General features: G+C 29.0%; 12 protein-coding genes. 4 read left to right on the forward strand and 8 right to left on the reverse strand.

What is annotated here, in order from left to right; translation table 4 throughout:
* Window positions 1–152: 152 nt before the first annotated feature.
* Genes sufB through sufC form a run of 5 tightly spaced genes read right to left on the reverse strand, consistent with a single transcriptional unit; the run spans window position 153 to window position 4,919 of the window.
* Window positions 153–1,565: a Fe-S cluster assembly protein SufB gene (gene sufB / locus TS70_RS04145; protein ID WP_198049501.1), complete on the reverse strand. Its 1,413-nt coding sequence runs from the start codon at window positions 1,563–1,565 to the stop codon at window positions 153–155.
* Window positions 1,566–1,579: 14 nt separating this feature from the next.
* A complete protein-coding gene (gene sufU, locus TS70_RS04150) occupies window positions 1,580–2,035 on the reverse strand; it encodes a Fe-S cluster assembly sulfur transfer protein SufU (RefSeq protein ID WP_198049502.1) in 456 nt (151 codons plus the stop codon).
* Window positions 2,036–3,265 (reverse strand): aminotransferase class V-fold PLP-dependent enzyme, encoded by a 1,230-nt coding sequence (locus TS70_RS04155; RefSeq protein ID WP_040092622.1) that lies wholly within the window; start codon window positions 3,263–3,265, stop codon window positions 2,036–2,038.
* A gap of 2 nt (window positions 3,266–3,267) precedes the next feature.
* On the reverse strand, window positions 3,268–4,101 hold the full coding sequence (locus tag TS70_RS04160; RefSeq protein ID WP_198049503.1) for a SufB/SufD family protein: 834 nt from the start codon (window positions 4,099–4,101) through the stop codon (window positions 3,268–3,270).
* A gap of 2 nt (window positions 4,102–4,103) precedes the next feature.
* Window positions 4,104–4,919, reverse strand: coding sequence for a Fe-S cluster assembly ATPase SufC (sufC, locus tag TS70_RS04165; protein WP_040092620.1), 816 nt, complete (start codon window positions 4,917–4,919; stop codon window positions 4,104–4,106).
* A 189-nt stretch (window positions 4,920–5,108) separates the two neighbouring features.
* On the opposite strand from sufC, the gene TS70_RS04170 reads away from it, so the two are divergent.
* From TS70_RS04170 to TS70_RS04180, 3 genes are all read left to right on the forward strand, one after another.
* Entirely contained in the window at window positions 5,109–7,382 is a 2,274-nt protein-coding gene (locus TS70_RS04170) for a lipoprotein (protein WP_198049504.1), read from the forward strand.
* Entirely contained in the window at window positions 7,382–9,076 is a 1,695-nt protein-coding gene (locus TS70_RS08550) for a lipoprotein (protein ID WP_198049505.1), read from the forward strand. The genes TS70_RS04170 and TS70_RS08550 overlap by 1 nt, the downstream gene beginning before the upstream one ends.
* A 503-nt stretch (window positions 9,077–9,579) precedes the next feature.
* Window positions 9,580–9,996: an HIT family protein gene (locus TS70_RS04180; RefSeq protein WP_198049506.1), complete on the forward strand. Its 417-nt coding sequence runs from the start codon at window positions 9,580–9,582 to the stop codon at window positions 9,994–9,996.
* A gap of 25 nt (window positions 9,997–10,021) precedes the next feature.
* Here TS70_RS04180 and tpx read toward each other — a convergent pair whose 3' ends face one another.
* The 3 genes from tpx to TS70_RS08555 are packed head-to-tail and all read right to left on the reverse strand — an operon-like array spanning window position 10,022 to window position 12,956.
* Complete coding sequence (tpx, locus tag TS70_RS04185; protein WP_198049507.1) at window positions 10,022–10,522, reverse strand: thiol peroxidase; 501 nt, start codon at window positions 10,520–10,522, stop codon at window positions 10,022–10,024.
* A complete protein-coding gene (locus TS70_RS04190; protein ID WP_198049508.1) occupies window positions 10,509–11,132 on the reverse strand; it encodes a 4Fe-4S single cluster domain-containing protein in 624 nt (207 codons plus the stop codon). Before TS70_RS04190 ends, tpx begins: the two co-directional genes overlap by 14 nt.
* A gap of 3 nt (window positions 11,133–11,135) precedes the next feature.
* Window positions 11,136–12,956: an AAA family ATPase gene (locus tag TS70_RS08555; RefSeq protein ID WP_040092616.1), complete on the reverse strand. Its 1,821-nt coding sequence runs from the start codon at window positions 12,954–12,956 to the stop codon at window positions 11,136–11,138.
* 474 nt (window positions 12,957–13,430) lie between these two features.
* Between TS70_RS08555 and TS70_RS04200 the strand changes: the two genes are divergently transcribed.
* Window positions 13,431–14,192, forward strand: coding sequence for an ABC transporter ATP-binding protein (locus tag TS70_RS04200; RefSeq protein ID WP_198049509.1), 762 nt, complete (start codon window positions 13,431–13,433; stop codon window positions 14,190–14,192).
* Window positions 14,193–15,168: the final 976 nt, after the last annotated feature.

Below are 15,168 nucleotides of genomic sequence, written 5' to 3' on the forward strand. Positions count from 1 at the left end.
ATAAAGGGCAATATTTTTACTATTTTGGATCATATTATTATTAAAAAAACAATCAAAAATTTGTTGCTCTTTTTGATGACGTAATGATAAAGCAATGTTTTGCCGAGCCAGCAGCTTTTCTTGTCGAATCTATTGTTTATCAACAACGGCCATTAACCAACACTGCCTTCCATATCCATCTTAATTAATTGATTCAATTCAACAGCATATTCCATTGGTAATTCTCTTGTAAAAGGTTCTAAAAACCCCATTATAATCATTTCTAAAGCTTCTTGTTCCGATAACCCGCGACTTTGTAAATAAAATAATTGTTCTTCAGAAACTTTACTAACAGTAGCTTCATGTTCAATTTGTGATTCATTATTATAAACTTTATTTTGTGGAATTGTATCTGAATGTGATTTCCCATCTAAAATTAAGGTGTCACATTCAACCCGTGCTTTTGAATATTGAGCTTTTGGTCCAATGTGAACTAAACCACGATAATTTGCTGTTCCACCATTAAAGGTCATTGATTTTGAAATAATTTTTGAAGAAGTATTTTTCCCCAAATGAATCATTTTTGAACCGGCATCTTGAATGACATTTTCTTTTGCAACAGCAATCGAAATACACTGTCCTTTACTATTGTTTCCTTTCAAAATAACACTTGGATATTTCATATTAATTTTTGACCCAATATTACCGTCGATTCATTCCATTTGGCCATTTTCTTCAACAATGCTTCGTTTTGTTACTAAGTTTAAAACATTGTCACTTCAATTTTGAACTGTTGTATAACGCATTTTAGCATTTTTCCCAACAAAAATTTCAACAATTGCGGCATGCAAAGAATCACGAGAATAAATTGGCGCAGTACATCCTTCAATATAATTTAATTCAGCATCATCTTCAACAATAATTAATGTTCGTTCGAACTGTCCACTGTTCTCGTAATTAATTCGGAAATAAGCTTGTAATGGTTTTTCCAATTTAACTCCTTTCGGAACATAAATAAATGAACCGCCTGACCACACGGCACTATTTAAAGCGGCATATTTATTATCTGTATTTGGAACTAATGTCCCAAAGTATTTCTTAAATAACTCAGGATGTTCACGCAACGCCGTATCACAATCTAAAAAGATAACCCCTTTTTCTTCAACTTCTTTTAACATACTACCATAAACCGGCTCACTATCATATTGAGCTTTTATCCCTGCTAAATAATCTCGTTCCGCTGCTGGTAATCCCAACCGATCAAAAGTATTTTTAATTTTTTCTGGTACTTCTTCTCATTTTGTAGCAATGTGATCAGTTGGTTTAATATAGTAAACATAATCATCAAAATTCATAAATTCTAAATTTGGTCCCCAACTTGGGTTATTAATTTTTAAGAAATTACGATATGATTGTAAGCGATATTCGCGCATTCACGCTGGTTCATTTTTATGATCTGAAATTTCATTAATAATATCTTCATTAAGACCTTTCCCCGTGTTATAGTAAGAAATATCTCCGTCATTAAAACCATATTTATAATTAGAAATTTCTTTAATTTGTTTTTCTTGTTTTAACTTTGACATTAATAACACCTCCTTTATTTTTTGTTACTTGGATCTAATAAATTTAATAATAAAGTTTGAAAACCAGTGACACCAATTGTAGCACATTTAATTCGGTTAGGTTGTTTTGCAATATTAATAAATGCAACTAGTTCGTTTAACTTTGTCTCATCATATGGTTTATCAAAAACCATTGCAAAATAATTATCAATAATCGCTAAACCATCACGAATGGTTTTTCCTTCTAATTCCTGCGCCATAATATCTGTTGATGCAGTTGAAATTGCACAACCAACACCATCAAATCGTGCCATCATAATTTTTTGGTCGGCCACTATTAATTCTAAATGAATATCATCAATACATGATTCTGAAGCTTGATGAATTGAGTGTGCGTTGGCTTCTTTCGTTAACCCCTTATATTGTGGTTCTGAATAATGTTCCATAATAATTTGCCGTAAAAACATTGGATCATTTTTATCAAATTCCATTTAAACCAACCTTCCCAAAAAAGCGGTTTCATTAGCAAGGGCTGTTACTAATAAATCAATATCTTCATAACTGTTGTAAATTGAAAAACTAACACGAATTGTATTTTTATCCGGAATAATTTCTCCAATTAACCGAGCACAATGATCACCGCTTCGAACTGTAATTTTGTTACGACTACCGATATGCGTCGCAACATCTTGACAAAAAACATCTTTTACATTAAACACCAATGTTCCCGCTTTAGCATCAGCATTATAAATAATAACCTTATCTTTTAATTTTTGATTAAATTGCTCAAGCGCATATTGTTTTAACTGATGAGTGTAACTAATAATTTCTTTTAATGTAAGTCGATTAACAAAATCAATCGCTGCTCCAAAACCAAAAATATCAGCAATATTAGGTGATCCCGCTTCTAATCGGTCTGGTAATCCCTTTAAAAGATAATCTGACCCGTTGCCTTCAATCCGAGCATTCATTCCGCCACCAACAATTAATGGTTTTAGTTTCAATAATAATTCTTCTTTTCCTCATAAAATTCCAATTCCAGTTGGCCCAAAAATTTTATGAGCAGAAAAAGTAATAAAATCAGCATTTCATTTTTGAACATCAGTTGGCATATGAATAATTCCTTGCGCACAATCAACCACAACAATTATTTCAGGATTAATTTTTTTAATCATTGCAATAATTACCATCGGATTATTTTCATAACCTAAAATATTGGGAACATTAGCAAAAGAAACTATTTTTGTCTTAGCAGTAATCACTTTTGATAATTGTTCTAAATCGATGCTAAAATTTTTTTCTGGTAAAAATTTAACATAACCCTTTTTTTCTGATGCTAAACGATACCATGGTAAAATATTTGCCCCATGTTCTTGTTTTGTAATTAAAATTTCATCTCCGGCATGAATAAGGTCGCTTAATCCATAAGCTATTTGGTTTAAACTATATGTTGTTCCCGACGTAAAAATAATTTCTTGATCTTTTTTAGCATTAATAAAATGCTTAATCTTACCACGAATTGTTTCATATTGCACATTTGTTTCATACCCTAAATCACTATCAGTATTATGAGGATTAGTTCCATAGTGAGTATAATAATTATTAATCGCATCAATCACAACTTGTGGTTTTAAACTAGTCGCTGAACTATCAAGATAAATTTGATCAGCATTATTTTTAAAAAAAGGAAATTCTGCTCTAATTTTTTTATAATCAATCATATTTATTCTCCAATTTCTTTATCAATTTCATCAATAATATTTTTTTGTAATGTTTCATCCTCAATTGCATCAATCACATTTTTAAAATAACCCATGCAAATTAATTTTCGTGCCTGATTAACTGTTAAACCTCTTGTTTGTAAATAAAAGATTTGGTCAGGGTCTAACATTCCCACAGCATTGGCATGGCTTGCCTTAATGTCGTTTTCATCAATCAATAAAATTGGATCAGAAATTGCTTTTGAAGTCTTATCAAAAACTAATAATCGTAACTCTTGATGAGCCTCTGATTTACTCATTGTTTTCTCAATGTGACTAGTACATTTAACGGTTTGTAATGAATTATCCTTTGCGATTGAATATGTTTTAATATCACTTTCAGTTGCGGGCGCTAAATGGTGCGCATAAATAATTGCATTTTTTTGATAATCATGCGTTACCAAACTTGCGAGATAATATTTAAGCGTACTACGCTTGCCTTGTAAATTAAAAGTAACATTTTCGGTAATATTACTATTAACAATGTTTAAATTATAAACATTAACATGGGTTTTTTCTAGCACATTATAAAAAAGATTAGCAACTTGCTCACATTCACGATTTTTATAAATATTAATAATGTTAATTTGATCTTGAGCAGGAATATTATAGTTAATGGTTGCTTCGGCAGTTAAATTTAAAAAAATTAAAAAAGTTTTATTAGAAAGATTAGTTGAAAAATTAAGATTAATAACTTGCCCAGGATTAGTATTTTCAATCGTTAAGTTTTGTGTTGTATCATTAATCAAAAGATTATCACTAATAATTTCTTCTTGCTGATTCAGTAAAACTCGCATTGTTATTTTCCTTTTTGCGCAGCACAGCCAATCCCCGTCAAAGGTTTTGCTTCTGCTTTTTTATTATCAAATGTTAAGTTTAATTCCTGCAATAATCATTCATAACCCTCTTCATTAATCTTTTTAACTAAACTATAATCACCACTTTTAACAATTTTCCCTTTAACAATGACATGGGCATGGGTTGGCTGGACCAAATTAAAAAAACGATCATAATGTGAAACAATAATTGCTGAAAAATTTTCTTGCCGCATTTTATTTAATTCAGCACTAACAACATTCAAAGCATCAACATCTAACCCCGAATCAATTTCATCGATTAAAGCCAATGTTGGTTTTAATAAGTTTAATTGTAAAATTTCATTTTTTTTCTTTTCTCCACCAGAAAAACCAGTATTTAAATAACGGCGAATCATGCTATCATCAATTTTTAAATTTTTAATATTATGATTAATGTCATTATATAATTGTGGTAACTTAATTGGAGCATCGCGATGAGCATTAATAATTACTTTTAAAAAGTCTAAATTTAAAACTCCAGAAATTTCAACTGGTGACTGCATTGCAAAAAAGACACCCATTTTGCTGCGTTCATCAACTGTTTTATTTAAAATACTTTCACCATCAATTAAAATATCCCCACTTTCCACCGTGTAACTAGGGTGTCCCATAATTGTTGATAACAAAGTTGATTTTCCATTTCCATTTGGCCCCATTAAAGCGTGAATTTCATTAATATTAACAGTCAAATTTAAACCATTTAAAATCATCTCATTATCAGCAGAAACAAATAAATCTTTTATCTCAATCTTTTGCATTTTTACTCCTCCTTTATAAGAGCTTCTTGCGTTATTTTCAAGTGAAATATCTTTATTTTTTTAAAAATAAAGTCTACTTTTATTGTACAATAAAAGTAGACTTTATTATAAATTTTTAATAGAATGTACTTAGTATTTTTTTATCAAAAAGTACAAAAAATAATAAGTCAAAAGGAAGGATGAATCAAAATGAAGAAACTTTTATCAGTACTTAGCAGTGTGGTAATAGTCGGGGCAACAACTTCTGGGGTAGTGGCATGTAGTAATAAAGAAAATAACAATCAACATAAAAATGGGAATGGTGATAGTATTTGAGCTTGACTCCCAGGAATTTATGGTGGAAAACAAATTACTTCCCCTGATATTTGAAGTGTTTTAGCAAATCCCTTTGTTGATGCGGGGAATGGAACATGAACAAATGATCCATCACAATGAGATGGACCAACAAGAACTAAAATGTCAGTGCAATTAACGCAAATTTTAAATGTGGCAGCTTTAGCTAATCCAGATAAATTTTTTCCAACTGCTCAAACAACAGTTGGTGATATTGCAGACTATAAAGATTTAAAAGACATTTTAAAAGACCAATGAAATTTATTAGTTCAAAACACAAACAATATTGTTGAGAAAAAGAAACAAAGTTTTAAAGATAGCGACCAAAAAAATTGAGAAAAAAAATATCATGATTTTTTAGATTTAAATTATAAAGATATTACTGGTGCTAGTGGAAATAAAAAATATGAGATTGAAGAGCAGAATTATAAAGCCACTATTATGACAACCGGTGCTGATGGAGGAATTAGTGGAACACAAATGTTAACTAACATTCTATTAAATAATAATATGCGAACATATCAAACTAATACAACTGATACATCAGTAACTAAATTAAGTTCTTTCGCTGATTTTCTTAAAGGCGGAGGACAAGCAAAAGATTGAAATACTAGTGATCAAAACTCACGAACACAAGTAGCTTTAGCTTTTAGTTGAGATAATACAAGTGAAAGTTTTGGTGCAGATTTAAGTCAATTAACAATTGATGCAATTAATACTCGTTTAGACACAATTGCCGGAAATTTAAAAACAGAAGGTTATGATGTTACTAAATATATGGTTAAATTCCCACCAGTAGCAACACCTGTTTTTGCTGATGCAAGTAAAACATCAATTGGAAAACCATTTTTATCACAATCATATGATTCTGGACAATATTCATTATTTCAAAAATATCTTATTGAAAACTGATTCCAAAACGAAAAACCGCTAGCTATTTCAAAAATAACTTATGCCTTTAAATCGGGAGTAACACCAACTGATACTGGTTTTACAAAAGATAGTTTTGATGAAAACACCCAAAATCAAATTAATACTGATTTAACTGCTTTAAAAACCGCACCAAGTTGAGATGATTTTATTAACAATAGTAAAGGAACTGCAACACCATCAACAGACTTATTAACATTAAGTACACAAGCGGATGCTGTTAAATCGAATATTTTAAAAGCAAGTGTTTATGATAGTATTGGCGCTACATCAACAGCACCAGTTGTTGATTTAGATGCAGCAGTAACTGCTATTGGGAGAAAAGCTACTGCCGATTCAATTAGTGGAAACTGAACAGTCGGTAACACTAAAGATATGGTAGTTGCCTTCTTTGACACAAATGGACTAAATTTAGTTCATCTTGATGGTCGTGAATATTTAGCTGACGCAACCGCAACATCATATAGTCCTTATAATAGTGATTGACAATTTAAAAGTTTAAATTATTCAAACATTTCATATAAAGCAATGTCTGATAAATCACAAATTATGACAACAGATAAAGCACAACAAAAAATGAATACACAATTTGCTAATGCCCAATATTTATGGTATTTAACAAACCGTAGTTTAGTTAATAACGATAGTACTAGCAAACTTAAATTTAAAGTTTTAGACGAGGTTAAGAAATACGCGACATTGTCTTCATCTTCTGGTTCAGCTGATGATAAAACATGATGATTCTGAACTTATGACTTTTTCAATAATAAAATTTTACAAAATGGAGCAGGTCCTGACCAATGATTAAAAAACTTTATTACTTTTAAAGATGGTGAAGGACACGATAATGCTGATTGATTTACGTTAATTATTAGCGCAATGACAACAAACTTATCAGGAGGAGCAGTTCAACGTTTATATAGTAGTTTTGAAGCAGAAAACAAAACGATTCAAGGCTATAAAACTGGTGGACCCGCCGCAGAAATTAAAACAAAAGCTATTGTCGATAAAATTGCTCAATCAAAATATTGAGATGAACAAATTAAAACAAATTATTCAGGACTTCATACTAGCTCTACTCAAACTGCCTTTTGATTACATCAATTTAAAACTTGAGAAAAAGATAAAACAAAATATTATAATAATGGTGATCAAAATTGATATCGTGATGACTTTAGCACAATAGGAGGTAGAAGATAATGAAAAAAATATTAAGCATCTTAGGTGCAATAACAATTGTTACTTCTGCCAGCACCACTGTTGTTGCTTGTGGGAAAAAGAACTTTGAGCGTTTTACTGACCCAGCAATTGCTGTTGAAGTTAAACGTTGAATTATTGCCCAAATTGATTCAGAAAATCAATCAAGTTACGTAAAATATTCATTTAATGATATTTTTACAAAAGCGGACCTAAAAACAATGGCTGTCCGATTATTAGATACTAATATTTCGAAATTCTTCTATGCCTCAGAAGAAGCAACAAGAGCTCGTTATACTGGAGTAACAATTGATGTTAGTAAGCCAGAAAATGAATTAGCAAAACAAATTGTTAGTTTTGTGGAACAAGTTGCTCTTGATAATTTGTACACGAAATATTTAACTGGAATATCAAATTATACACCATTAGAATTAATAATTGCTGGCCAAGGATATGCACCTGATTACCAATCAGAAAAATGATTTGTTGGAGGAGTCCAATCATATTTCTGAAAATCAACCACAATATCACCTGATTATACGAAATCACAAAAAGATCAAGGGGAAAATAACTTTGAGATTAAAATTAAACCTGCAGGAAATGACTATACTGACTTCAATAAAATGACAGAAGATGAAAAGAAAATTGCTTTAAAAATTCGTTTTAATGATTATTATAAACATGTTGAAGTCCCAGCTGTAATTGATAAAATTATTACTGCAACCTATTTACACCAAAACGAAATTAAACGTTATGGTAGTGGTGATAATACAGAAATTTATTTAAATCGTAACAGTGCCTTATTTAATGCCATTCAATCATGAGACACAATTAGTGGTGCTCGTTGAAATTCATATGTTAAGATGGTTTGAGAATTAAAATTAGATAAAGCTAGTTTAGATAAACTATTCGAGACTGGTGGAGAATTAGAAAATGTTGCAACTTTAAATACTGATTTAACAAACAAAGAAGATATTCTAACAGCTAACTTAAAAAATATGTTTAATGCCAAAAATGGTGATGAATTTAAAAATATGATTAACGAAGGAATTGACCCAATCTTTGGCCTTAGTGGCTTTAAAGGTTTTGTTGGAATCAATAAAAGTAAAAATGAAATCTTTACAACCCTAAATAATGCTGATGCATATAAACAAAAAATTATTGAAACCGCAACACCAGGGATTATTAAATCAGGGGAAGGAACAAGTCCTTCAAGTTATCAGTTTTTAGATGCTAACCGAAGATATGGATCAGTTGTTCTAATCTTACCAATTTATACAATTGACTTAATGAAAAATATGAACATTAATTATCAAAATACTAAGACAAATAACAAACCATTATCATTAACTTGATATGGGTCAGGAGGAACACCAGCCAACCTAGACCAAGCATGAGTATCACAACAAGGAGGCGCTAAACGTTCATTATCATGATTATATAATCAAACAGGTTATTTAGGAACATATGATGAAAATGGAAATGCCCTTTATGATAAAGACGGAATTCCAACAAACGTGCCAAATGTTAAAGGACAAATCTTAAAGTGAATTGAATATACTTTTGCTCAGTTTAGTGATTTGCAAACCGCAGCAAAAACAAGACTATATTCATTAGCCTTTGGTTATAATCCAGAAAATGTTTACTCGCAAACTTTATTTGATGCAATTGGATCATTTATTGTTAAAGAAGATTAAAAATCTTCTTTTTTTATTAAAAAAAGCAAACTGCTTTGCTTTCATAAAATAAGAGCTTTACTTAGTCCTGGTATTTTTCATTTCAGATTTTTTTGACAGATACTAGTAACTCTTCAAAGTAGGCTGCTTGTTTTAAATCATTAGGTTCAATACTTTTTTTCGTTGGCTAATTTGATGTTTTAATACTTCAAGATATTAATAAATATCTTCCCCTAACATACGGTATCGCCCAACAATTTCTTTAGCTTCATCATGAGCTGTTTTTGTACGATTATCTTCCATTATAATCATCTCCTCTCATTCTGTTTGCTACATATATATTATATCACAAAATTTAAGGAATTATTAGATGATTTATAGCCACTAATTATAACAGAAAAATAATAAATTTTTTAAAAAAGTTAGAAATTTTTAACTATTTATTTTTCCTTTCCCAAAAGCAAAGATGCTATAACTCGCCTTATAAGTTTGCTATAATTATTTCATAAGGAGCTGATGTAAAAATGAACAAAAGTGATTGCATCTTTTGTAAAATTATTGCCCAAGAAATTCCGAGTAAAAAAATCTATGAAAATGATCTTGTTTACGCTTTTTTAGATTTATTTCCAAATAGTGATGGTCACACCTTAATAATTCCAAAAAAACACTTTGATTATTATAGTGAAACAGATGATAAACATTTAGCTGCTGTTGCAAAAGTTGGAAAAAAAGTTGCCCAAAAAATGTATCAAGTTTTAAAACCTGTTGGAATTAACTACGTTAGTAATGAAAAAAGTGAAGCTTTTCAACAAGTCTTTCACTATCATCTTCATGTTATTCCAAAATATAAAAAAGAAGAAGGCTATGGTTTTAAACTAAACATTGATAAAGAAAAGCTACGGGACCTTGATGAGATCAAAGAACTTTTAACTTTAAAATAAAAAAAGTATTTTATCAATACTTTTTTTATTTTTTACTACTTAAAAAGTCATATACTGCTTGGTAATTTGATTCATTACCAACCGGATTCACAACTTCAAGATATTCAACAATATTGTCTTCGTTTAAAATTATTACAGCTCGTGGTAAAATTTGTGAATCAGTGAAAACTAATCCTGATTTTGCCCCAAAGTCTCGATAATTATAATCTGAAATTAAGAAATGTGCTTCATCTTTAAATGATTTACAACATCTTTCTTGCGCAAATGGTAAATCTCTTGAAATCGTAATTAAACGAGCATTATTATAATCTTTCATACTTTCATTAAACTTAACTGTTTGAGTATAACAAACACTAGTATCAATGCTTGGAATTGACGAAATAACTTTATATTTTGCTCTAACATCATCGATATGAAAATCACTCATATCACCATTTATTGCTTTAAATTCTAATTTATCCCCAACTTTAATAATATCTTGTTTAATATGTAAAAACACATCACCATCTAGTTTAAATGCTCCCATCTTCTTTGTCCTCCTCTTTTGTTAAAATTGTTTTCTCATTGTTGACGAGGTGTGCACCATCGCCATTAATAATCATACTATTATTTTTAGTAACAGTAAATTCAGCTTCAATAATATTTTGTTCAAAATAATCATTATTTTGATAAGTATCACTTAGTTTAATTACTCGTTGATTGGTTGAACCAATTAAACGCCGTTTTTTGTCTAGTTTTTCAATAATAAATGGCCCATCAATTAGAATATCGATTTTAGTTAAAATTTCCGGGTGTTTTTCTTGCAATAGTTCGTATAAAAAACCGGAAAAAACAATTACTGTTAAATTGTTTGCTTGACACAACGTCACTAATTCCAATAATGCCCGTGGTTGAATAAACGGTTCGCCCCCCAAAATTGTAATTCCTTCAATTTGAAAGCGCTCTTGCGCATCTTTAATTGCTTTGAAAAGTTCACTAACTTCCATTACATTCCGATTAATTAAAGGAATCATCTCTTGGTTACTACATCCTTTGCAATTAATAATGCATCCTTGCATTCATAAGGCAAACCGGTTTCTCGGACCTTCAATTGTTGTAAAAGAAACAAACCGATTAAAATTAATTAAATTACTCATAGTTTATTTTAAATTATATTCAATTTGTTGACCATTAGCTTGTGCCAAGATTGTTTGACCCGCTTTAAAACTAGTTTGATTGGCAAAAATAAAGGAGCTTAACCCATCAACGACATGTTTTTCAATACTATTTAACAAATCACGCCCCCCCTTTTTATCATCGGCATCTTGAATAATGATTGGCAAAATTTGTTCTAACTGAATAAATTCTAATTTTACCTTATATTTTTCTCATATCGCTACTTGAATTGGACGTAATTTTTGAGTAATTAATTTTGCCTTAAAACTAATATCCTTAATAAAGTTAAACGGAATAATATTATTTCCAATTCGCCCCAATAATTCTGGACGTCTTAATTCGGTGCGAAAATGATCAGAAACTTTTTGAATAAATTGTTTTTCAATTTCTAAGAATGATAAACTATCATCAACTTCAGCAGCACCAATATTTGAAGTAAAAATAATGAAGGAATCAGAAAAACTAACAGTTTGTCCCTTATTATCTGTTAAACGCCCATCTTCTAAAATTTGTAAAAACTTATCTAAAATTCGTGGGTGTGCTTTTTCAATCTCATCAAATAATAAAACACTAAAAGGTTTTTCTTTAATTGCATTAGTTAATTGACCGCCTTCTTCATAACCAACATAACCTGGCGGTGCTCCGATTAATTTTTGATCACTAGCTTCCTGGTTATATTCTGACATATCAAAACGAATACAGTTTTTTTCATCCCCAAATAAAAACTTTGCTAAAGCTTTTGCTAATTCAGTTTTTCCAACCCCCGTTGGACCAACAAAAAATAACGTTCCCTTGGGTTTTGTTCGTTTTGAAGAATATTGCACGCCAGACAACCCCGTAAAGGCTTTATAAACAACATTTTTTACTTTAACAATCGCATGGTCTTGCCCAATAACTCGTTTTTTTAACTCTGTTTCGATTGTTGCTAATTTATCATAATTCATTTCTTCTCAAGGTGAAACTTTGTCACCATATTGATAAGAATTTAATAACTTTTCAAACGGTAATCGTTCAGCAATATTGTTTGAGAATTTAATTAATTGATAAACTTCTTTCAAAGTTCATCCCTCCATCGTATCATAAATATCTTGTAATTTTAAAACATCAGTACTTAAATCTTCAGTAATCTTAAAAAAACTCTTGTTAGTTAAAATAAATTTTTCACGTTCTTCCCGATTTGGTTTCGTTAAAGTAATTGTTGTAACATCCGGATTATTTAAATAAAATGATGTTGGTAACTTTCCAACACTATTGGTAATAAAGATAATCGCAGTATCAAAATCAACTATTTCTGATTGGTCAAATTTTTTATCACGAAAAGCCTTACTTAAGGAAATTAAATTAACACGTTCTTCTTCGCTTAATGATTGCTCATTTGAAAATAAATAATCTGAAAAATCAGCAACAAAAGCAATTTTTTTGGGACTTGGTGTTAGCATATTACGACGAACAATAGCAAAAAACTCTGCTAAAGTTGGAAACTGTCCAGTTGGACCATTATCTTGGTTATTAGCATTATTAATCACTTCTTGACCAAAATCATAAGCTTCACCTTCTTTACTTTTTTGTTGTGGTTCAGCTGTTAAAGTTAAGTTCTTAATATTTCCACCAGTTAAACCATCAATCCGATCTCAAGTAAAAATGTCATTAAAACCTTTTTCTTTTAGTAAACCACGTAACTTATCTTTTAAACCAACATAACCGTTATTTATTTGATAAATATCATTAACATTTCCTTCAAGAATAACACAACGTTTAATCCCAATTTGGTTCTTTAATTTGTCTAAATTACTTTTAACACTCATTTATTTACTCCCTCTAATTGGTTGATTTTTACAAAAAATAAAATTAGAAATCTTTTTAAAACCTAAAAATGATTACTAGCAATATAAATATTATACTATTTTTATAATAAATTATTTAAAAATGTCCCTATAATTCTCATTCAAAAATTATTTATGCTTTTGTAAAGTATTACAATCTTAAAAATAAAACTTTATTGATATAATTTAAGTATAAAAGCTATGTTGTCTATTTAAAAACTTGAAATGCTAATTACTTTAAAATAAAAATTCCAATAATTCAATAATATGTTTCTGAAAGGAAGTTAAAGTATGTCTATGAAACAGAGTTAGAGGCAGATCGTTGAAATTATCGAATTGTTGCTGAACGTAAGATAGGAATGGATTGTTATCCAAAAACACCACCATACACAATTTATAAAACAGTAACAGATGATTGATTTGAAACAATTGATGATTAATAGAAAAGAGGTTTTTATGGAAAAAACAATAACTTTTACAGAACCAGCAGTTAATATCACAAATTTATCTCAATCATTTTTAAAAAAAACAATTTTTACTAACATGAATCTTACTATTCCCAAAGGAAGTTTTTTTGGAATCTTAGGACATAATGGGGCTGGAAAAACAACATTAATTAAGACAATTCTTGGGGCATTTCCCCATCAAAAAGGAAACATTTATATCAACAGATTAAACAACACCAACCCTTTATCAAAGCAAAAAATTGGTTATATCCCAGAAAAAGTTGTTTTCCTATCTAAAATTTATATATTTGATTATCTGCAAATGTGATGTATATTAGAGCAAGAAAAAATTAAAAAAGAAAAAATTAAAGATATTATTGATTTTTTTAAGTTAGAAGCATTCCAATCCTTAAATATTTTATCAACAGGAATGGCCAAGAAGGTTCTTTTAGCACAATGTTTTTTATTAAAACATAACATTTATATTTTAGATGAACCAACCACCGGTTTAGATGCTATGACCCGAAAGATTGTAATTGATTTATTAGTTAGTTTACATAAAAATGGTAAAACAATTATTATTGTTACCCACATTCTTAATGAATTTGCTGATTATATTGATCACTTTATTATTTTGGATCATGGTCAAATTGTTGTAGAAAAAGAAAAAAATAATGAAATAGTCTGAGATATTCAAGCAGAATATGAAAAATACTATGCCTTTGATAAATCAAATATATATCAAAAAATAAAGGAAATGAGTGAAGAATAATGCGAATCTTAAAAATGGACTTCTTTCTGCTTAAAAGAGCAATTAGTTTTTGAGTAACATTAATAATCCTAATGATTTTATCAATAAGTGTCTTTCTAGTTGGGGCAATTTCTTTTAACAAAGATAACAAATATATTGATTTATTTTTTATTTCCTATTTATTCTTTGCAGTCAATTTTTTTGTCTTTCCATTTTTATTTCTAGGAAATCTTAATATTATCATTTTTAATTGTCCCATTTTAGAATCATCATTCCTCTTAATAACAACAAAACCTTTTAGTCGTACTAGTATTTTTTTCAAAAACTATTAATTAATTTAATTACTGTGGTTTTCTATTATGTGTAAATTGTAAATGCCAAACCATAAAAAGTTAATAAAATTATAACAAATTAAAAATAAAAATCAATAATTACAAAAAATATTAAAACAAAATATTATTTTTAATATTTATTTTCAAAATTATAAAAATAAGCACAACAAAAAATAAACTTTATTAATCTTATACATTAAAATATTAGTTTAATTTACAAAAACTTTTTTAAAATATTGCTTTGATGTAAAATATCCCAAACACGGTCTAATTGTAGTATTTAATATATCTAAAACAGATTTTAATNTACTACGAATATTAATNAANGGTTCATTTNGNNCAAATCANCGCCTTANATCNCTATTTATNCGTTCNACTAATGCTTTTTGTTTTGGTTTACCAGGGTCACAAAAATAAACTCTTATTTTAAAATGTTTTTCTATTGTTTTTCATNTATAAAATTCTTTTCCTCTATCTGTNAAAATACAACTAAATTTNCTAANACCAATTTGTTTAATNATTTTCATTAAAACCATTAACACNNTACTTGCTTTTTTAGTAAATAAAATATCATAAAAAACTATTTTAGATTTCCTATTTACTAAAACTAATAAATGAAAATTACCACAATCAAGNGTATCCATTTCTCAAATTNCACTAAAACT

The organism is Spiroplasma sp. hyd1 (genome assembly GCF_016082235.1).
Taxonomy (GTDB): Bacteria; Bacillota_I; Bacilli_A; order Mycoplasmatales; family Mycoplasmataceae; genus Spiroplasma; species Spiroplasma poulsonii.